This is a genomic window from Phenylobacterium sp. (assembly GCF_036563385.1).
Taxonomy (GTDB): Bacteria; Pseudomonadota; Alphaproteobacteria; order Caulobacterales; family Caulobacteraceae; genus Phenylobacterium.
The window spans coordinates 235,077-253,931 of record NZ_DATCML010000011.1 but is presented as its reverse complement, the minus strand read 5'-3'; the positions used below and the strand labels follow the sequence as shown (position 1 = coordinate 253,931).

General features: G+C 70.4%; 20 protein-coding genes. 9 read left to right on the top strand and 11 right to left on the bottom strand.

Features of this window, described 5'->3' with window-relative positions; all coding sequences use genetic code 11:
* Nucleotides 1-88 precede the first annotated feature (88 nt).
* On the top strand, nucleotides 89-835 hold the full coding sequence (locus tag VIL67_RS09370) for a hypothetical protein (protein WP_332048612.1): 747 nt from the start codon (nucleotides 89-91) through the stop codon (nucleotides 833-835).
* Nucleotides 836-1,012: 177 nt separating this feature from the next.
* Here VIL67_RS09370 and uvrB read toward each other — a convergent pair whose 3' ends face one another.
* Nucleotides 1,013-3,247 carry an excinuclease ABC subunit UvrB gene (gene uvrB, locus VIL67_RS09365; RefSeq protein WP_414696195.1) on the bottom strand — a complete coding sequence of 745 codons (2,235 nt, stop codon included), beginning with the start codon at nucleotides 3,245-3,247 and terminating at the stop codon, nucleotides 1,013-1,015.
* An 80-nt stretch (nucleotides 3,248-3,327) separates the two neighbouring features.
* Here uvrB and VIL67_RS09360 point away from each other — a divergent pair, with 80 nt between their 5' ends.
* On the top strand, nucleotides 3,328-3,717 hold the full coding sequence (locus VIL67_RS09360) for a hypothetical protein (RefSeq protein WP_332048611.1): 390 nt from the start codon (nucleotides 3,328-3,330) through the stop codon (nucleotides 3,715-3,717).
* Between the two features lie 28 nt (nucleotides 3,718-3,745).
* Here the strand turns inward: VIL67_RS09360 and VIL67_RS09355 are convergent, their stop codons facing one another.
* Nucleotides 3,746-4,648, bottom strand: coding sequence for an alpha/beta fold hydrolase (locus tag VIL67_RS09355; protein ID WP_332048610.1), 903 nt, complete (start codon nucleotides 4,646-4,648; stop codon nucleotides 3,746-3,748).
* 111 nt (nucleotides 4,649-4,759) lie between these two features.
* Here VIL67_RS09355 and VIL67_RS09350 point away from each other — a divergent pair, with 111 nt between their 5' ends.
* Nucleotides 4,760-5,101 carry a PadR family transcriptional regulator gene (locus VIL67_RS09350; RefSeq protein WP_332048609.1) on the top strand — a complete coding sequence of 114 codons (342 nt, stop codon included), beginning with the start codon at nucleotides 4,760-4,762 and terminating at the stop codon, nucleotides 5,099-5,101.
* Nucleotides 5,101-6,075, top strand: a complete 975-nt coding sequence (locus VIL67_RS09345; RefSeq protein ID WP_332048608.1) for a hypothetical protein — start codon at nucleotides 5,101-5,103, stop codon at nucleotides 6,073-6,075. Before VIL67_RS09350 ends, VIL67_RS09345 begins: the two co-directional genes overlap by 1 nt.
* Before the next feature lie 63 nt (nucleotides 6,076-6,138).
* Here VIL67_RS09345 and VIL67_RS09340 read toward each other — a convergent pair whose 3' ends face one another.
* On the bottom strand, nucleotides 6,139-6,327 hold the full coding sequence (locus VIL67_RS09340; protein WP_332048607.1) for a hypothetical protein: 189 nt from the start codon (nucleotides 6,325-6,327) through the stop codon (nucleotides 6,139-6,141).
* 430 nt (nucleotides 6,328-6,757) lie between these two features.
* Between VIL67_RS09340 and VIL67_RS09335 the strand changes: the two genes are divergently transcribed.
* Nucleotides 6,758-7,693: a cell wall hydrolase gene (locus VIL67_RS09335; RefSeq protein ID WP_332048606.1), complete on the top strand. Its 936-nt coding sequence runs from the start codon at nucleotides 6,758-6,760 to the stop codon at nucleotides 7,691-7,693.
* Here VIL67_RS09335 and VIL67_RS09330 read toward each other — a convergent pair.
* Both VIL67_RS09330 and VIL67_RS09325 read right to left on the bottom strand, forming a co-directional pair.
* Nucleotides 7,690-10,020 carry a PAS domain S-box protein gene (locus tag VIL67_RS09330; RefSeq protein ID WP_332048605.1) on the bottom strand — a complete coding sequence of 777 codons (2,331 nt, stop codon included), beginning with the start codon at nucleotides 10,018-10,020 and terminating at the stop codon, nucleotides 7,690-7,692. The two genes, VIL67_RS09335 and VIL67_RS09330, sit on opposite strands and share 4 nt — an antisense overlap.
* Before the next feature lie 140 nt (nucleotides 10,021-10,160).
* Nucleotides 10,161-11,102, bottom strand: coding sequence for a GlxA family transcriptional regulator (locus VIL67_RS09325; protein ID WP_332048604.1), 942 nt, complete (start codon nucleotides 11,100-11,102; stop codon nucleotides 10,161-10,163).
* Between the two features lie 82 nt (nucleotides 11,103-11,184).
* On the opposite strand from VIL67_RS09325, the gene VIL67_RS09320 reads away from it, so the two are divergent.
* Nucleotides 11,185-11,871 carry a DJ-1/PfpI family protein gene (locus VIL67_RS09320; protein ID WP_332048603.1) on the top strand — a complete coding sequence of 229 codons (687 nt, stop codon included), beginning with the start codon at nucleotides 11,185-11,187 and terminating at the stop codon, nucleotides 11,869-11,871.
* Here VIL67_RS09320 and VIL67_RS09315 read toward each other — a convergent pair.
* The 6 genes from VIL67_RS09315 to nadA form a co-directional block, all read right to left on the bottom strand.
* Nucleotides 11,868-12,410, bottom strand: a complete 543-nt coding sequence (locus tag VIL67_RS09315) for a RidA family protein (protein ID WP_332048602.1) — start codon at nucleotides 12,408-12,410, stop codon at nucleotides 11,868-11,870. The genes VIL67_RS09320 and VIL67_RS09315 overlap by 4 nt on opposite strands.
* Nucleotides 12,411-12,540: 130 nt before the next feature.
* Complete coding sequence (locus tag VIL67_RS09310) at nucleotides 12,541-12,771, bottom strand: hypothetical protein (protein ID WP_332048601.1); 231 nt, start codon at nucleotides 12,769-12,771, stop codon at nucleotides 12,541-12,543.
* Between the two features lies 1 nt (nucleotide 12,772).
* The gene (locus tag VIL67_RS09305; RefSeq protein ID WP_332048600.1) at nucleotides 12,773-12,985 is read right to left on the bottom strand and encodes a hypothetical protein; all 213 of its coding nucleotides are present in this window, start codon (nucleotides 12,983-12,985) and stop codon (nucleotides 12,773-12,775) included.
* 57 nt (nucleotides 12,986-13,042) lie between these two features.
* A complete protein-coding gene (gene nadC / locus VIL67_RS09300; RefSeq protein WP_332048599.1) occupies nucleotides 13,043-13,888 on the bottom strand; it encodes a carboxylating nicotinate-nucleotide diphosphorylase in 846 nt (281 codons plus the stop codon).
* Nucleotides 13,885-15,402: an L-aspartate oxidase gene (locus VIL67_RS09295; protein ID WP_332048598.1), complete on the bottom strand. Its 1,518-nt coding sequence runs from the start codon at nucleotides 15,400-15,402 to the stop codon at nucleotides 13,885-13,887. Before VIL67_RS09295 ends, nadC begins: the two co-directional genes overlap by 4 nt.
* Nucleotides 15,402-16,487: a quinolinate synthase NadA gene (gene nadA / locus VIL67_RS09290; RefSeq protein WP_332048597.1), complete on the bottom strand. Its 1,086-nt coding sequence runs from the start codon at nucleotides 16,485-16,487 to the stop codon at nucleotides 15,402-15,404. The genes VIL67_RS09295 and nadA overlap by 1 nt, the downstream gene beginning before the upstream one ends.
* A 288-nt stretch (nucleotides 16,488-16,775) precedes the next feature.
* On the opposite strand from nadA, the gene VIL67_RS09285 reads away from it, so the two are divergent.
* From VIL67_RS09285 to VIL67_RS09275, 3 genes are read left to right on the top strand one after another with little or no spacing between them, the layout of a single operon-like run.
* The gene (locus VIL67_RS09285) at nucleotides 16,776-17,204 is read left to right on the top strand and encodes a tautomerase family protein (RefSeq protein ID WP_332048596.1); all 429 of its coding nucleotides are present in this window, start codon (nucleotides 16,776-16,778) and stop codon (nucleotides 17,202-17,204) included.
* Between the two features lie 8 nt (nucleotides 17,205-17,212).
* Nucleotides 17,213-18,001, top strand: a complete 789-nt coding sequence (locus tag VIL67_RS09280) for an SDR family NAD(P)-dependent oxidoreductase (protein ID WP_332048595.1) — start codon at nucleotides 17,213-17,215, stop codon at nucleotides 17,999-18,001.
* A 30-nt stretch (nucleotides 18,002-18,031) separates the two neighbouring features.
* On the top strand, nucleotides 18,032-18,634 hold the full coding sequence (locus VIL67_RS09275; RefSeq protein ID WP_332048594.1) for a TetR/AcrR family transcriptional regulator: 603 nt from the start codon (nucleotides 18,032-18,034) through the stop codon (nucleotides 18,632-18,634).
* The last annotated feature ends 221 nt before the right edge of the window (nucleotides 18,635-18,855 follow it).

The window sequence follows — 18,855 nt, the reverse complement described above, 5'->3', positions numbered from 1 at the left end:
TCCTCGCGAACGACGGGATTTGTCGCGCCGCATTGACGCCGGGGCCGGGCCTTGCTCCCTTCCGCCGCCAGTTCGGGGACGAATCCGCATGAGCGATCGGGACGTGGAGCGCGGCGGGCCGCCGCCGCTCAGGGGCGTGCATCTGGCCGCCGGCGCCTGGCGGGCGCTGCAGGCCAACTGGCGCGCGCTCTGGCCGGTGGGCCTCGGCTATGCGGTGTTCACCGTGGCGAGCGAGCAGGTCGCCCGCGCCGCGGAGCTCACCACGCCAGCCCCGACCGCCGCCTTCCTGGCCTATGGCTTCATCACGGGCCTCGTGGGGGCGCTGCTCTCGGGGCTCACCCTGCGCATCGTGCTCACGCCGGGCGGCCGCCGGGGCCGGCTGGACGGGCCGCTGGTCGCCTACGTGCTGCTGGTGACGGTCGTCGGCCTCACGGCGAACCTCGCCATGGGCCTGACGACCCAGGCCATGCCGGGCGACGCGGCCGCCGCGGCCGATCCCGGCGCGGCCGCCGGCCAGACCTTCCTGGTCCTGCTGGCGATGATCGCCGGCCTCTGGATCTGGCTGCGCCTGACGCTTTGGCCGGTGGGCATGGTGCTGGGCGATCGGGCGATGAAGCCCAGCCGATCCTTCCGGCTGATGCGCCGCGGCGTCTGGGGCGTGATCATGGGCTCGCTGATCCTCGGCTTCGGCCCGCTCCTGGTCTACCTGACGCTTGCCATTCAGGCGCGCGAGCACGGGCCCATCGCCCTGGTCATCGCCGCCCCGTTCCTCGCCTTCTTCGCCATGGCCACCGCCGCCGTACAGGCCGAGGCCTACCGCGCGCGGGTGGGCTGAGCCTGCGGCCATATGGCAAGCGGCCGGATTCCGGGGGCGAGGCGCGAGGCCGTGCCTCGCCTCGCCGCCCCGTTCTCGACGTGAATCCCTATCCATAGCCGGCGGGCCGCGCCATCCGCGGCCACCGCCCAATGCCGCGTCCACAGAAGCCGGGTCCATGTTGACGTCGAAAAGCGCCTAGCGCCGCTTCTTGCGGAACCGCTCCTGCGCCTCGGCGCGGGCCTCGGCCCGCACCTGCTTCACGGCCGCCTTGTCGCCCGACTGGCCGTCGCCGGCCAGGGCGTCGGCGGCGAACTCCAGGTCCAGCAGCTTCAGGCGCTTGATCTCGTCGCGCAGGCGCGCGGCGGTCTCGAACTCCAGGTTGGCGGCGGCCTCGCGCATCTTGTTCTCGAGGTCGCGCAGGGTGGTCTTGAAGTTGTCGCCCATGAACGGCTTGCCGTCCTCGGCGACGCCCACAGGCACGGTGACGTGGTCGCGCTCGTAGGCCGAGGCCAGGATGTCCTTGATCTGGCTCTTCACCGTCGCCGGCGTGATGCCATGCTCGAGGTTGTACTGCTCCTGCTTCTCGCGCCGCCGGCGGGTCTCCGCCATCGCCCGCTCCATGGAGCCGGTCACATGATCGGCGTAGAGGATCACCCGGCCCTCCACGTTCCGCGCGGCGCGGCCGATGGTCTGGATGAGCGACGTCTCCGACCGCAGGAAGCCTTCCTTGTCGGCGTCCAGGATGGCCACCAGGCCGCACTCCGGGATGTCGAGCCCTTCGCGCAGCAGGTTGATGCCCACCAGCACGTCGAAGGCGCCGAGCCTGAGGTCGCGGATGATCTCGATCCGCTCCAGGGTGTCCACGTCGGAGTGCATGTAGCGGACCCGGATGCCCTGCTCGTGCATGAACTCCGTGAGGTCCTCGGCCATCTTCTTGGTGAGCACGGTGATCAGGCTGCGGTACCCGCGCGCCGTGGTCTGCCGCACCTGGTCGATGACGTCGTCCACCTGGCTGAAGCCATCCTTGGAGACGGGCTTCACCTCCACCGGCGGGTCGATCAGGCCGGTCGGCCGGATGACCTGCTCCACGAAAACCCCGCCCGAGCGCTCCATCTCCCAGGGACCGGGGGTGGCGGACACGTGCACCGTGTCGGGCCGCATGGCGTCCCACTCCTCGAACTTCAGCGGTCGGTTGTCGATCGCCGAGGGCAGGCGGAAGCCATACTCCGCCAGGGTGAACTTCCGGCGGTAGTCGCCCCGGTACATGCCGCCGATCTGCGGCACGGTCTGGTGGCTCTCGTCGATGAAGAGCAGGGCGTTTTCGGGGATGTACTCGAAGAACGTCGGCGGCGGCTCGCCGGGCCGGCGGCCGGCCAGGTAGCGCGAGTAGTTCTCGATCCCGGCGCAGGAGCCGGTGGCCTCGATCATCTCGATGTCAAAGGTGGTCCGCTGCTCCAGCCGCTGAGCCTCCAGCAGCTTGCCGTTGGCCACCAGCCAGTCGAGACGCTCCTTGAGGTCCACCTTGATCTCGTTGATCGCCTGGCGAAGCGTCGGCCTGGGCGTCACGTAGTGGCTGTTGGCGTAGATCTTCACGCCCTTCAGGTCGGCGGTCTTCTTGCCCGTCAGCGGGTCGAACTCGCTGATCGCCTCGATCTCGTCGCCAAACAGGCTGATCCGCCAGGCCCGGTCCTCATAGTGGGCCGGGAAGATCTCGATGGTGTCGCCCCGGCGCCGGAAGGTCCCGCGTTCGAACGCCTGGTCGTTGCGCTTGTACTGCAGGGCCACGAGGTCGCCCATGAGCTTCTTCTCGTCCACCCGCTGGCCGGGCTCGAGGGTGAAGGTCATGGCCGTGTAGGTCTCGACCGAGCCGATGCCGTAGATGCACGAGACCGAGGCCACGACGATCACGTCGTCCCGCTCCAGGATCGCCCGGGTGGCCGAGTGGCGCATCCGGTCGATCTGCTCGTTGATGGACGAGTCCTTCTCGATATAGGTGTCGGTCCGCGGCACATAGGCCTCGGGCTGGTAGTAGTCGTAGTAGGAGACGAAGAACTCCACCGCGTTCTCGGGGAAGAAGCTCTTGAACTCCGAGTAGAGCTGGGCGGCGAGGGTCTTGTTGGGCGCCAGGATCAGGGCCGGGCGCTGGGTCTCCTCGATGACCTTGGCCATGGTGAAGGTCTTGCCGGAGCCGGTGACCCCGAGCAGCACCTGGTCGTGCTCGGCGGCCTGCACGCCGGCCACCAGCTCCTTGATGGCGTTCGGCTGGTCGCCGGCCGGCTGGTAGTCGGAGACGAGCTTGAAGCTCCGCCCGCCTTCGGACTTCTCCGGGCGGGTCGGCCTGTGGGGCTTCCACAGGAGCGGCATGGTGTTTTCGTCGTAGTCGAACGTCGCGGTCATGTCGGCGACGCCGCCGGCGGAGGCTCTAGGCATCCGCAGAAAATAGGACTCCGGGCCGTGTTCTTCCACCCGCCCTGCTGCCAACATGCTGGCAGCAATCACCAGGAGGCCAGATGTCCGTCCACCCGCACGCGCAAGCCATCGCCGCAGCCCAGAAGGTCCTCGACGACTTCATGGCTGCGTTCAACGCGCGCGACGTCGAGGCCTGGGACCGGACCTTCAACTTCCCGTCCGTCCGCCTCGCATCCGGCAAGCTGGTGATCATTCAGCCCGGCGATCACAAGCCAGGCATGTTCGACCAGGGCGCGCTCGCTGAGTGGGACCACTCGGCCTGGGAGCGCCGGGAGGTGATCCACGCCGGAGCGGACAAGGTGCACATCGACACCCGCTTCACCCGCTACCGCAAGGACGGCTCGGTGATCGGCGGCTTCGACAGCGTCTACGTGGTCTCGCTCGAGGACGGCCACTGGGGCGTGAAGATCCGCTCCAGCTACGCGCCGTAGGCCGGCTCAGGACCAAGCGCGCGCGCGATCAGGGCCGGGCCTTCAGCCAATCGACGATGGTGCGGTTGACCTCAGCCTTGGCGTCCCACTGCACGAAGTGGCCGGCCTGCGGGAACATGACGAGGGTGGTGTCGGCGTCGACGTGGTCCCATGTGCCGGAATGACCCGCCGCGTTCAGGGCGGTGTCCTTCATGCCGTGGATCACCAAGGTCGGCGCCTTGATCCGGCCCTGGGCGGCCATGCCGGCCGGGATCGTGGTCTCCGTCCTCGCGCCGCGGGGGTAGTTGGCGCGGTAGTAGTTGAGCATGGCGCCGAAGTCGGAGCGCTTCAGGGCCGCCAGGTAGGCGGCGTGCTCGGCCGGGTCCTTCTGCCAGGCGGCCAAGCCCTCGGCGGTGAGGTTCTTCTCGAAGCCGGGCTGCTGGAAGTTGCGGGCGTAGGCGCTGTTCTTCTGCTGCTCGGGGTTGGAGGCCATCTCGCGGGCGAAGCCGGCGGGGTGGGGGACGCTCAGGATCACCAGCCGGCGCACCAGATCGGGACGGTCCATGGCCACCCGCCAGGCGATGGCCGCGCCCCAGTCGTGGCCGATCACGACCGCGTCCTTGCGGCCCTCGGCGGCGACGACGGCGGCCACGTCGCCGACGAGGTTCGGCATGGCGTAGGCTTCGACGCCCGCCGGCTTGTCCGAGAGGTTGTAGCCGCGCAGGTCGAGGGCCGCGGTCCGGAAGCCCGCGCGGTTCAGCTCCGCGGTGAGTGGTTTCCAGGTGCCCGAATAGTCCGGGAAGCCGTGCAGCAGCACGACGAGCGGTCCCTTGCCGTCGGCCACATAGTGGATCTTCACGTCGGCGTTGGCGGCGTAGCGGTCCTGCGGCGCAGCGGCGGCGGCGCCCGCCAGGGCCAGCATCGCCAAGGCGGCTATCCAGGCGCGGATCATCGTTCCCTCCCTCGTCTGGCGGGAGTGTAGGCGAAACGACGGCGCCGCTAAGGGTGTGTGTCACACAGTATGTGGTAGACAGTGTGTGCCGCACAGTATATGCCGCGGAGCATGGGTGGTGAGGTCGAGATCTTCGAGGGGCTGAGGCTGGAGCTGCGGCGGGGATCGCTGATCCTGGCGGTGCTCGGCCAGCTGCGCGGCGAGCACTACGGCTACACCCTGCGCAAGGCGCTCGGGGAGGCGGGCGTCGAAATTGACGAGGGCGCCCTCTACCCGATGCTGCGCCGGCTCGAGGCCCAGGGCCTGCTGACCAGCCAATGGCGCGAGGAGGAGAAGCGCAACAAGCGCTTCTACCGGCTCTCGCCGCAGGGGCGGGCCGTGCTCGACCGCCTGATCGGCGAATGGCGGGGGCTGAACGCCGCCGTCGACCACATCCTGAAGGGAGAGGCGTGATGAACCTCGTAGAGCGTTACCTCGCCGCGGTGGGCCGCGAGCTTCCGGAGGACCAGCGGGCCGACATCGTCGCCGAACTCCGCGACGAGCTGATGTCCAAGATCGAGGAGCGGGAGGGCGGCCTGGGCCGGCTGCTCGACCGGCGCGAACAGGAGGCCCTGCTGGTCGAGCACGGCCATCCGCTGGTGGTCGCGCACCGCTACCGGCGCTTCCAGGCCCTGGTCGGCCCCTCGGTCTATCCGTTCTGGTGGGCCGGGCTGAAGGCGGCCCTGGTGGTGGGCGCGGGCGTCTACCTGGTGGTTGTCGCAGTGAACGTCTTCGCGACGGGCGAGGTCCAGCGCGCGGTCGTCCGGGCGGTCCCCGCGCTTTGGGAGGCGTTCCTGATGATCTTCGCGGTCTCGACCCTGATCGCGGTAGCGGTGGAACGCAGCGGCGGCGTGGCGCGCCTCGCCCGCTGGCGGCCCTCGCAGCTGCCGCCAGCTCGCTTCAAGACGCGCTCGCGGTTCGACCTCGTGGTGGAGATCGGCCTGGGCGTGGTGTTCATCCTGTGGTGGATCGGCGCCCTGCGGTTCCGCGACCTCGCGCCCGCCGGCTACGGGGCGCCGATCGCCATGGCCCCGACCTGGGCGGCTTGGCGGACGCCGGTGCTGGCCTATCTGCTGTTCGAACTGGCGACCAACCTGGTGGCTCTGGCGCGGCCGAGCTGGAGCGGGACCAACGCCGCCCTTCGCCTGGCGCGCAACATGGCGGGGGCCGGGCTGCTGTTCGGGATCCTGCAGACCAGCCCGTGGTTCCTGCTGCCCGATCCAGGCCGGCATTCGGTGACCGAGGCCAGCCTGAACCGGGGAGTTGAGATCGGCCTGACTTGCGCGGCGCTGACGATGCTGGCCTTGGGAGTCGTCTCGGCTTGGCGGCTCTATCAGGCGCTCTGTCGCCCGGGCGGCGTGGACGGGTCGCTGAGGGCCGCGTCCTGACACGCTGAAGGCCGCGCGGGAGCCTGGCTCCCGCGCGGCCGAGAGGCGCCCGGCGTCAGTCGATCAGTTCTTCCCGTCTGTGGCCTTGCCCACGGCGGTGCCGGCCGCGCCGCCGACCGCCGCGCCCACAGGACCGCCCACGACCGCACCGGCCACGGCGCCCGTCGCGGCCTTCTGCTCGGTCGTGTGACCGCAGGCGGCGAGGGTGGTGAGCAGGCCGGCGGCGGCGAGCAGGCTGAACGTCTTGCGCATGGGGTCTCTCCAGTTCCGAGATGTTGGCCAGCAAACGAAGGTTGTGCGGCTAAGGTTCCGGGGAGCCGCAAGTTGGCCTGGGTCTTGCGACGTCAGCGGCCGAGTGGATCAGAACGGGATTTAACCAAGCTCTGCCCTAAATCTCATGCTGCATTGCAATATCGACTTGCCAAGCGGTCGATATGCATTCATAAACCCTTCACCATTTGCCGTCGCTTGCCCCACGTGACCCGGGCAGGCCTGCCGGCGGATCGCTGCCAGCATGAGCAGGGGCGTCCGCGGCGACAATTGTCGGGGGGCGCTTTTGCCCTCGCCGTGCAGGACACGAAATCCCTTGAGTATTGGAACGCAGGCAAGCGCCGAATGGCGCGTGCTGTTGAGCGCCGCTTTGATCGGTTCCGGCGTCGGCCTGGCGCTCGGAGCGGGTTATATGGCCGGGGGTATGGCCCAGGCTGCGGCGGACCACGCGCGCGCCGAACGGGTGGCCCAGGCCGCCGCGGGAGACCTGTCGGAGACTGTGCTGCACCGCAACGCCGCCGGCATGGACGCTGGCGTGCTGGCGGTCGCCCGTAACCATGATCCCTTCGCCGCCCGGCTGCAGGACGGCCCGGCCCAGCGTCTGGCGCAGGGTCTCGACGCCAAGCAGGAAGCCAGCCTGGAGCTGCGGGACAGGCTGACGGCCGCGGGCGCCAGGCCGCGTTCTGGCCACGACGCCCAGCGTGAACTCGATTGTCTGACCCAGGCGGTCTATTTCGAAGCCAGGGGCGAGACCGCGCGCGGGCAGGCTGCGGTCGCTCAGGTCGTCATGAACCGGGTGAAGCACCCGGCTTTCCCGAAGACCGTCTGCGGGGTGGTGTTCCAGGGCTCCCATCGCCGCACGGGGTGCCAATTCAGTTTCGCGTGCGACGGCTCGATGCGCGGCCGCCGCGAGTCCAGCGCCTGGGAACGGGCGCGGAAGGTGGCGGCGCGGACGCTCTCCGGCCGGATGCTCGGTGACGTCGGGGCGGCCACCCACTTCCACACCACCGCCGTTGCGCCGGCCTGGGGGCCGCAGATGCGCCGGGTGGCCCAAGTGGGCATGCACGTCTTCTATCGCTTCAACCCGCGCGGCATGCGGCCTGCGGCGCCGCAGGCGGCGCCGGGGCTTTCCGACGGGGTAAGGCTGGCCTCGAACGTCGCCCCCGCAGGCGTCGAACTGCGGCTTGCGGCGGCTGTCGCCGAGAAGGCGGCGGACGCGGCGGCCGCCGCGGCTCCGGCCGCTCCGGCCACGGAGGCGCCGCCGTCGGCGGCGACGCCAAACGTCCCGAGCAAGGCAGTGGACGTGGCCCCGGCGGCCGCGGACGCCTCGGCGACGACCGCGTCCTAGGTGCAGGCTGGGGCTGTCGCCCGCCGGTGGCTGGCGAGCACAAGACCCACGGCCCGGCTGAGCTCCGCCAGCTGGTAAGGCTTGGTGAGGATGGGGAACTCGCCGCCCATGGCCTCCGCCGCCTGGCTGTAGCCGGTGGCTAGGAGGATCGGCAGCTCCGGGCGCTCGGCGCGCAGACGCCGCGCCAGCGCCAGACCGTCCATTTCGCCGGCCATGACGATGTCGCTGAACACGAGGTCGGGCTCCTCGCCGGCGTCCAGGGCGTTCAACGCGGCTTCCGCGCTGCTCACGACGTGCGGCCGGTTGCCGAGCTGCTCCAGCAGGCCGGCGACGACCTCCGCGACCTCGGGGTTATCCTCCACCACGAGGATCCGCGCGCCTTTTGGAGCCTGGTGCGCCACATCGGGCGCTTGGCGGGCAGGCACGCCCTCCGAGCGGGGCAGGTAGAGGGTCACCGTGGTGCCCTCGCCGAGCCGGCTGTCGACGACGACCCGCCCACCCGACTGCTGGGCGAAGCCGTAGACCTGGCTGAGGCCGAGGCCGGTGCCCTTGTTGACGTCCTTGGTGGTGAAGAAGGGCTCGAAGACCCGGGCCAGGATGTCCGGCGGGATACCCACCCCTGTGTCACGGACCATGACCGCCACGAAGTCGCCGGCGAACTCGGTATCGATCTCGCCCCCGGCGAGCGTCTTGTTGCGGGCGATCACCGACAGGGCGCCGCCGTTGGGCATGGCGTCCCGGGCGTTCACGGCCAGGTTCAGCAGGGCGAGCTCCAGCTCGCTCGGGTCGACCTCCACGGCCCAGAGATCGTCAGGCAGGTCGAAGTGCAGGCTCACGGACGAGCCCAGGCTCGTGCCGAGCAGCTCGTGGAGTCCGTCGGCGCGCTCCACAAGCGAAACGGGCATCGGCTGTAGTCGCTGGCGCCGGGCGAAGGTGAGGAGGTGCCGGGTAAGGTCCTGCCCGCGTTTCGAGGCCGCGTCGATGGCGTCCAGCGCGCGCTCCGCCCGCGGATCCTCGCCGATGCGCTTGCGCAGCAACTGGGCCTGGCCGCTCACCACCATCAGCAGGTTGTTGAAGTCGTGCGCCACACCGCCCGTGAGCTGGCCGAGGGCCTCCATCTTCTGGGCCTGGGCGAGCCGCTCATGGGCGCGCTGCAGTTCCAGCTGGGCGTTCCGGCGCTCGGTGATGTCACGGGTGATCTTGGCGAAGCCGATCAACTGGCCGTCTTCGTCGCGGATCGTGTCGATGACGACGCTCGCCCAGAACAGGGTGCCATCCTTGCGGACCCGCCACCCTTCGGCCTCGTAGCGTCCCTGCTCGCGGGCGGTCTCAAGGGCGCGCACCGGCACGCCGGCGGCGCGATCGGGCTCGGTGTAGAAGCGGGAGAAGTGCTGGCCGACGATCTCCTCGGCCTTGTAACCCTTGATGTGCTGGGCGCCGGCGTTCCAGTTGGTGACGATGCCGTTCGGATCGAGCAGGTAGAGGGCGTAATCCACCACCCCGGCCACGAGCAGCCGGAACTCCCGCTCGCTGCGCGCCAGGGCCTCCTGGGCGGCGCGCTTTTCGGAGATGTCGCGGGTGATCTTCGCGAAGCCGATGTGCCGGCCTTCCTCGTCCCGGATCGGGTCGATCACCACGCTTGCCCAGAAACGACCGCCGTCCTTGCGGACCCGCCAGCCCTCGGCCTCGAAACGCCCCTCCTCCAGCGCGGTGCGCAGGGCGCGCACCGGCACGCCGGCGGCGCGGTCTTCGGAAGTGTAGAAGGTGGAAAAGTGCCGGCCGACGATCTCGGAGACCGTGTAGCCCTTGATCCGTTCGGCTCCGGCGTTCCAGTTGGACACCATGCCGTTCACGTCGAGCATGTAGATGGCGTAGTCGGTGATCCCCTCCACGAGGTACCGGAAGCGGCGCTCGCTCTCCAGCAGGGCCTGCTGGGCGACCCGCCGTTCGGTCATGTCGCGGGTGATCTTCGCGTAGCCGATCAGCGCGCCGTCTTCGCCGCGGATGGCGTGCACTGTCGCCAGCGCCCAGAACCGGGTGCCATCCTTGCGGACGCGCCAGCCCTCGCTCTCCACCCGGCCGATATCGCGCGCCTGCGCGAGGATGCGCTCCGGCAGGCCGGCGCCTTGGTCCTCGGAGGTGAAGAAGCGTCGGAAGTGCTGGCCCTCGATCTCCTCGCGACTGTAGCCCTTGATGCGTGTGGCCGCCGGGTTCCAGCTGGCGACCCGCCCCGCCGGGTCGATCATGTAGATGGCGTAGTCGCTGACGGACTCCACCAGGAGCTGGAACCGGGGATCGGCGGGAACCGGAGAAGGCTTGGGTCTCACAGGAGGCACTATCCGCCGGACGGAAGCCGGATCAAGGCCGGGCGCCCGGAATGGGCCGGATGTTCATGCAATGTCGTTCCCCCGGCGCTTGGCTCAACTCAGCTAAACTTCACCGTAGGCGAAAGGTTCCCCGCCGGTCGTCATGTCCGCGCAGCCCGCCGAAGCGCCTGGGGCGGCTGGCCGTAGGCGCGCAGGAAGGCGCGCCGCATCCGCTCCGGATCGCTGAACCCTGAGGCCTCGGCCACGCGCTCGATAGGTTCGCGGCCGCCCTCGACCCGCGCGCGTGCCGCCTCCAGGCGGAGCCGCTCCACGGCCTTGGCCGGGGTCATGCCAGTCTCAGCGCGGAACGCGCGAGCGAAGTTGCGCGGGCTCATGGCGGCCTGACCGGCGAGCCGCTCGACCGTGAGCGGTTCCTCGAGGTGCTCGCGGATCCAGTCCATCAGCTCAGCGAAGCGGCCGTTGACGCCGCCGCTGTCCAGCAGGGCCGAAAACTGCGACTGGCCGCCGGGGCGCCGCTGATGGACGACGAGTTGCTGTGCGGTGCGGCGGGCGGGGCCAGCGCCGAGGTCGTCCTCGATGAGCGCAAGGGCCAGGTCGATCCCGGCGGTGATGCCGGCCGAACTCCAGACCTCGCCGTCACGGACGTAGATGCGGTCGGCGTCGAGCCGGACCTTCGGGTAGCGGCGGGCGAAGTCGTCGGAGCGGCCCCAGTGCGTGGTGGCGCGGCGGCCGTCCAGCAGGCCGGCCTCGGCCAACAGGTAGGCGCCGGAGCAGATGCTGGCCAGGCGGCGCACGCTGGGCGCGCGGCGGCGCAGCCAGGCCACGATGCGGCGCAGCTCCGGCAGCGATCGGGTGCCGTCGCCGCCGGCGATCATGATGGTGTCGTAGGGCCGCTCGTCGAGGGCGTCGGACGCCAAGCTGACGCCGGAGGAGCTCTCCACCTCGCCGCCCTCGGCGCTCAGCACCCACAGCTCGTAGGCGCCCGGCACATAGCGCTCCGCGATCTCGAAGGCGGCGATCGGCCCGGCGGCGTCCAGCAACTGGAAACCAGGGAAGATGACCACGGCGATGCGACGGCTCATGGCAGGATTAGAGGGACCAATGTCGTTTCAGCCAAGCTCCAGTCTTGGCAGGATTTGCGTGAACCCGCAAGGAGAGCCCCCCATGAACACTTTTCACGTTGTCTTCCCGCTGTACCCCGGTGTCACCCACCTGGACTTCACCGGCCCGCATCAGGTGCTGAGCCGGCTGCCCGGCGCGCGGGTGCACGTGGCGTCCATCGGCGGACAGGACATCGAGGCCGAGGGGCTGGTGTTCACGCGCCTGGAGGACCTCGCCAAGGTCGAGCGCTGCGACCTGATCTGCGTGCCCGGGGGGCTGGGGACCACTGAGGTGATGCTTGATGAGGTCTTCGTGGCGCAGATCCGGCGCCTGGCGGCGCAGGCGACCTATGTGACCTCCGTGTGCACGGGGTCGCTGCTGCTGGCGGCGGCGGGGCTGCTGAACGGCCGGCGCGCGGCGACCCATTGGGCCTGGCGCGAGCTGCTGAAGCCGTTCGGGGCGATCGTCGACGAGAGCCGGGTGGTCCGTTGCGGCAACGTCTTCACCGGCGGCGGCGTCACCGCCGGCATCGACCTGGCGCTCACCGTGGCCGCCGAGGTGGCGGGCAAGGACGTCGCCCAGGCGATCCAACTCGGCATCGAGTACGCGCCTGCCCCGCCGTTCGACAGCGGCCGGCCCGAGACCGCGCCCGAGGCGGTGCTCGACCTGATGCTGGAACGGATGGGTCCGCTGGCGAAGGGCCGGATGGCTGCGGCTGAGGAGGCCGCCGCCCGGCTGCAGCCCGCCTAGGGCGTCGCCTGCGGGACGTAGGCGATCATCTGGATCTCCACGACCCCGGTGTCGGAGAGCAGGCCTGTCGTGCCGACGGCGGTCCAGGCCGGGTGGGGCGCGGTCATGAACTCGTCCTTCACCGCGCCGAAGGCGGCGAACTGCTCGTCGCGCGTGCCCTGGAAGCCCGGGCCGTCCCACACGTGGAAGGTGTTGATCATCACCACGTCGGCGAAGCTGGCCCCGCCGGCCTCCAGCGTCCGCCGGAGATGGGCGAAGGCGCGGCGCGCCTGGGCCTTGAACGCCTCGGCGTCGCGCTTCTCGTCGGGGGCGGGGCCGGCGATGACCCCGGAGACGTAGAGGTAGTCGCCCGCCCGCCGGGCGGGGGCGTAGTGCAGCTGGTCGTAGGCGCGCTGCGCGCCGGCGGTGGGAATGACCACCGCGCCGCCGGGCGCAGGGACGGTCTTCGGATAGCCCGTGACCGCCGGCGCGGATGCGGGCTGGGCGGCGGCGGGCGCAGCCAGGGCGAGCAGGACGAGGGCGGCGAGGCGGAGCTTCATGCGACGCGGTTTAGAGCCGCGGGCCCGACGGGCGCACGTGAACTTTCAGACACGAACGGCCAGGGTCGCCAGACCCTGGCCGTCGTCGAGCGTGGTCAGCCGGTAGGCTCCTGCGCCACTTGGGCGGAGCCTAGGGCTTCGCCCGTTGTTCGCTGTTCTCCTGGTGGTCGCGCTTGGCGGCCGGATCGTGGCTGTGGCGCTTGTCACGCTCGCCGCCGCCGCCCGACTGGTGGCTATAGGCGGTATTGGTCGCCTCACCGGGCGCGCGAGGATCGCCCTTGTCCGGCTGTGGCTTGCTGCGGTCCTCGTGGCTGGCGCCGGGGCCGCCCCAGCGTTCGGTGTTGGGGTGCTTGTCCGGCATCTCAGCGGTCCTGCTGGTAACCCTGGTGGTGGGTGTTCTGGTTGATGTTGCCGTGCCGGCCCTGCTCGGACAGGTTGGTGTCGTCGTCGCCCGGCTGGCTGGACTGCAGGTCGGTGACCTCGTCACGCCGACCCTGGGTCGATCCTTCGATGTGCGGCTTCTCGCCGGGGTGCGAGCGCTGTTCCGGCGGGATCGGGGGAGCTTTCGAAGCCATGGGTTCGTCTCCTTTGGTTGCAGGAGTGAACCCGGCGGGCAGGGGAGGGTTCCGAACTCAGACGGCGTCGAGGCCGATGTCGAGCACGCCGACCGAGTGCGTGAGCGCCCCCACGCTGATCACGTCCACCCCGGTCTCGGCGATGGCGCGGACGGTCTGCAAGCTGACCCCACCAGACGCTTCGAGAACCACGTGGCCGTCCACACGACGCACGGCCTCGCGAAGGTCGTCCAGGCTGAAGTTGTCCAGCATGATCACGTCCGGCCGATGCGGGAGGGCCTCGTCCAACTGCTCCAGGGTGTCGACCTCGACCTCGACCTTCATGAGATGGCCGGCGAAGGTCTTCGCCCGGCGGACCGCCTCGCCCACCGATCCGCAGGCCGCCACGTGGTTGTCCTTGATCAGGATGGCGTCATCCAGGCCAAAGCGGTGGTTCACGCCCCCGCCACAGCGGACGGCGTACTTCTCGAGCGCGCGGAGGCCAGGCGTCGTTTTGCGGGTGTCGACGATGCGCGCCTTCGTGCCGGACACCGCGTCCACGTAGGCGCGCGTCAGGGTGGCGATGCCGGACATCCGGCCGAGCAGGTTGAGGCCGGTGCGCTCCGCGGAGAGCAAAGCCCGAGCGTTGGCCGAAACACGGGCCAGGACGGCGCCGGCCGCCACCGACGCGCCGTCCGCCACCAGCGGTTCGAAGCGTGCCTCCGGGTCGAGCTCGGCGATGGCGAGCCGCGCGCAGGCGAGGCCGGAGATCACCCCGGGCTTGCGGACGGCGAACACCGCGGCCATGCGCGCCTCCGCCGGGATGCAAGCCTGGGCGGTGACGTCGCCGGCGCGACCGAGGTCCTCCGTCAGCGCGCCACGGACGACCGGCTGGATCATCAGGTCGGGAAGGGCCTCGATCATTCGGCGGCGAACTTCAGGGCCGGCTGCAGGTCGGCGAGGGTGACGAAGGTCCGCGCGGGCTCGGCGGCGCCCGTCGCGTCGGCCCGGAAGTGGCCGCCACGGCTCTCGCCGCGGGCCAGGGCGCAGGCCGCCACCAGCCGGGCGGCGACCAGGGCCGGCGCCTGGCCGTGCTTGGCCTCGAGCTCCTCGATCAGCTGCAGCAGGCGCGTTAGGCCCGCGGCGTCGCGGATCACGCCGGCGTCGCGGCTCATGGCCTGGCGCAGGACCTGCAGCGCCGGCTTCGGCAGCTGCGGGCCGGTGACGAGGGCGAGCGGCGGCTCACAGAGGCCCTCCGCCTCGCGCGCCGCGGCGCCGGCGCGTGCGCCGAAGACCGCGGCTTCCAGCAGCGAGTTGGAGGCCAGGCGGTTCGCCCCGTGGACGCCGGTCGAGGCGCATTCGCCCGCGGCGAAGAGGCCCGGCAGACTGGTGCGGCCATCGGCGTCCGTGACGATGCCGCCCATGTGGTAGTGGCAGGCGGGCGCGACCGGGATCAGTTGGCGCCGCGGGTCGATGCCGCCCGCCAGGCAGGCTGCGAAGACCGCCGGGAACTCGTCCGGAAAGTGGTCGCCGATCGCGTCGCGGGCGTCGAGGAAGGCGCCGCGGCCGGCTTCCCGCTCAGCATGGATGGCGCGAGCCACCACGTCGCGGGGCGCCAACTCGGCGTCGGGATGGTAGCGTCCCATGAACCGCTCGCCCGCCGCATCGACCAGCACCGCGCCTTCGCCGCGCAGCGCCTCGGTCGCGAGCGGGGCCGGGTCGCGGGCCACGTCGATGGCCGTGGGGTGGAACTGCACGAACTCCGGATCGGCGACGGCGGCGCCCGCCAGGGCGGCGAGGCCGAGGCCGTCGCCGGTCAGCTCGGCCGGGGTGGTGGTGACGGCGTAAAGGCCGCCGATCCCGCCGGTGGCTAGCACAACGGCGCGCGCCAGGATCTGCACCATCCTGCCGTCCTGCTCGGCGAGGACGCCGCGCACGGCGCCTTGGACGTCCTGCAGCAGGCCGCGAAGGGCGGCGCCGGCGCGGACCTCCACGTGAGGCGCGGCGAGCACGGCTGCGGTGACCGCCTCCATGATCGCCCGTCCGGCTTGGTCGCCTTTCACCCGGGCCACCCGGGCGCGGGAGTGGGCGGCCTCCAGGCTCTGGGCGAAGTCGCCGTCGGCCGTGCGGTCGAAGGGCGCGCCGAGATCGGCCAGGGCGCGGACGGCGGCCGGGCCTTCCTCGGCCAGCAGCCGGGCCATGACGGGATCGACCAGGCCCGCGCCGGCCGCCACGGTGTCGGCGGCGTGCAGCGCGGGCGTGTCGTCGGCTGACAGGGCCGCGGCCATGCCGCCCTGGGCCCAGGCGGAGGAGCAGCCCTGGTTCAGCGGCGCCCCGGTGAGGAGCAGAACCTTGGCAGGGGCGGCGGCGAGGGCGGCGGTAAGTCCCGCAAGGCCCGCGCCGACCACCACCACGCCGTCGTGGCGGATGCGCTTCATCAGATCAGCTCCACGTCCACATGGTGGCGCGCCTTGACGAGGTCGTAGCGGGCCGGCGCGGCCGGCGGGGGCAGGTCGACCATCCGCTGCACGGCCAGCCGCGCGCGCTCGGCGATGGCTGGATCGACCGTCACTTCGTAGCGGTCGTGCAACAGGGCCTCGTAGATGTTCTGCAGACTGATCCGCTTCATGTGCGGGCACAGGTTGCAGGGCCGGACGAACTCGGTGCCGACGGCGTCGGCGGCCACATTGTCGGCCATGGAGCACTCGGTGATCAGCACCACCCGCTTCGGACGCTTCTGCAGGACGTAGTCGTTCATCGCGGCGGTGGAGCCGGCGAAGTCCGACACTTCGAGGATCTCGGCCGGGCATTCCGGGTGGGCCAGGACCTCAGCATCGGGATAGGCCTCGCGAAGGTCGAGGATGTCCTGGCGATTGAAGCGGACGTGGACCTCGCAGTGGCCCCGCCACGCGATGATGCCGACCTTGGTCTGCCGGGCGACGTTGCGGGCCAGGAATTCGTCGGGGATCAGGATCACCCGGTCGACGCCCCATTGACGCGCGGCCTCTTCCACCACCTGCACGGCGTTGGCGCTGGTGCAGCAGATGTCGGTCTCTGCCTTCACGTCGGCGGTGGTGTTCACGTAGGTGACCACCGGCAGGCCGGGGTAGCGCTGCTTGATCAGGCGCACGTCGGCGCCGGTGATCGAACTTGCCAGGGAGCAGCCGGCCAGCGGATCGGGGATCAGCACCTTCTTCTCGGGGCTGAGCACCTTCGACGTCTCGGCCATGAAGTGCACCCCGGCCTGGACGATGACCTTGGCGTCCGAGCGCGCGGCTTCCTTGGCCAGGGCCAGGCTGTCACCCACGAAATCGCCCACGCCGTGGAAGATCTCCGGGGTCATATAGTTGTGGGCCAGGATGACGGCGTCCTTCTCCCGCTTCAGCCGGTTTATCTCGGCGATCAGGGGGGCGTGGAGCCGCCACTCCATGGGAGTCACATGACCTTTCACCTTTTCCCAGGCAGGCCGGGTCGCCGCGTCCACGGCGGGGGTGAAGTCGAGGGTGAAACCGTCGGCGGCCATTCCGAACCTCCCTTATGCTCTAACTGAGCATATTCCGGGCCCAAAAATACGCCTCGGGCCCCGGGCCGTCGGCGTCAGTTATGCTCATTGAGAGCAAAACTAATCCCAATATAGCGCGGCCTCGGGCGACCGCAAGGACGTTTCCCGAATCCGGGTGGGGGCGCCCGAGCCCGAGCCAAGGTTCCCACAAACGCAGCGGTTGCCCGGCGGTTGAGCAGCTATATGACAGTTGACATACGTTCGCGCCGCTTTAATATGTCACCTGTCATATAGCTTGGGACGCTCACGATGCCGCTTTGGACGATCTACCACCCGCCCGGTGCTTTCTCGGACGTCGACAAGGCGGAGCTGGCCGAGAAGATCACCGACGTCTACGGCGCCGTGATGCCGCGCTTCTACGTGGGTGTCGTGTTCCAGCCCCTGGAGCCGCGGAACTTCTACGTGGGCGGAAAGCCGGCAGACCGGTTCGTGCGGATCGTGATGGAGCATATCGCCCGCTCGTTCCCCAGCCTGGAGGCGAGCCGGCGCTTCATCGACCGGATCAACGCCGTGCTTGCCCCCTACATCGCCGACCGGGGGTACGACTGGGAGCTCCACGTTGACGAGACGCCGTTCGACTACTGGTCGATCAACGGCCACTACCCGCCGCGGCCGGACACCGACGACGAGAAGCGGTGGCGCGCCGAGAACCGTCCGTCCGCCCGCACGCACGCCTAGGCCGCGCCATGTCCAACAAGGCTGTCGCCGTGGTGACCGGCGCTTCCTCTGGGATCGGCGCTGTCTATGCGGAGCGGCTGGCCGCCAGGGGCTACGACCTATTGCTGGTGGCTCGGCGGGCCGACCGGCTGGCGCAGCTGGGCGAACGGCTGGGGCGGGAACATGGGGTGGCGGTGGAGACCTGGGCGCTGGACCTGGCCGACCCGGACGAGCTTCGGCCGTTGGAGGCGCGGCTGGAGGCGCAGCCCGCCGCGGTGCTGATCAACAACGCCGGCACCGGCGGGCTGGGGCCGACCGCGCGAACCGGCGCCGACGCCCAGGAGGCGCTGATCCGGCTGAACGTGGTGGCGCTGACGCGGCTGTCGCTCGCCGCCCTGACGGGCTTCCGTCAGTCGAACGCCGGCGACCTCGTGAACATCGCCTCGGTCGTGGCCTTCAGCCCCTCGGCCGGCGGCGCTTCCTACAGCGGGTCCAAGGCCTTCGTGCTGAACTTCACCCGGTCGCTGCAGCAGGAGTACGCGGGCAGCGGGATCCGCATCCAGGCGGTCCTGCCGGGGCCGATCCGCACGGAGTTCTTCAGTTCGCAGGGGCTGCCGGACACGGTATTCCCCGACACCGCCTATATCTCGGCCGAGGACCTGGTGGACGCCGCCTTGGCCGGCCTGGGGGCGGGCGAGGCGATCACCGTCCCCACACTGCTGACGCCTGGTCGCTGGGACGAGATGGAGGCGGCGCGGAAGGCCTTCCTGGCGGAAGTGGTCGGCGGGCAGGTCGCTGAGCGTTACAATCCGGCCTAGCGCGCGGGAGAGGAAGCGGCGGCGGAGCGGATGGCGAGGCACAAGGACGACCGGAAGCAGGCTTCGCGCGAGGCGATCCTGAAGCGGGCCGCCGAGCGATTCCGCCGCGAGGGGATCGCCGCGGTGGGGGTGCGCCCGCTCATGGCGGATGCGGGCCTCACGCACGGCGGATTCTACGCCCACTTCGCCTCACGCGACGACCTGGTGGCGGCCACCCTGGAGTACGCGTCCGAGGCCACCCTCGGCTACTTCCGCGAGGCGCTCGCCACCGCGCCCGAGGGGCAGAAGCTGGAGCGGCTGATCTCCACCTACCTGCGCCCGCTTCATCGGGAGCACATGGGGCTCGGTTGCGCCGTGTCGGCGCTCGGGCCCGAGATCGCGCGGCAGGACCCCGAGACGCGTCAGCGCTTCGACGTCCGGCGGCGCGGCCTGGTGGCGCTGCTCGCTGAGCACCTGCCCGAGGGCGGCCAGCCCGAGGCTCGACTGGACCGCGCGAGCATCGTCTTCGCCACCATGATGGGAACGCTGCAACTGATGCGGATCGAGACGGATCCGGCGGTGGTCGAGCGACTGGTGGCGGCAGGCCGGCAGGCGGCGCTGCGGCTCGCCACCCAGCCGTGGCCGGCGGCCTGAGAGGCGACGCGAGAAAGGCTAGTGGCTATGGCCGCGCTGGTGTTTGCCGGTCGGAGACCCTAGATACGCGGGCCGCCCGGATGGACGACCTTTCGCCGAATTAAGGACCCATCTCCCCGCGTTGGTGCGACAAACCCGTCGCCGAAGACCGAGAGAACCTGAGCCCTGACCCGTGTCACCGACATCCTGAGCCGCGCCATTCCGGCGGCGGCGGTCGCGGC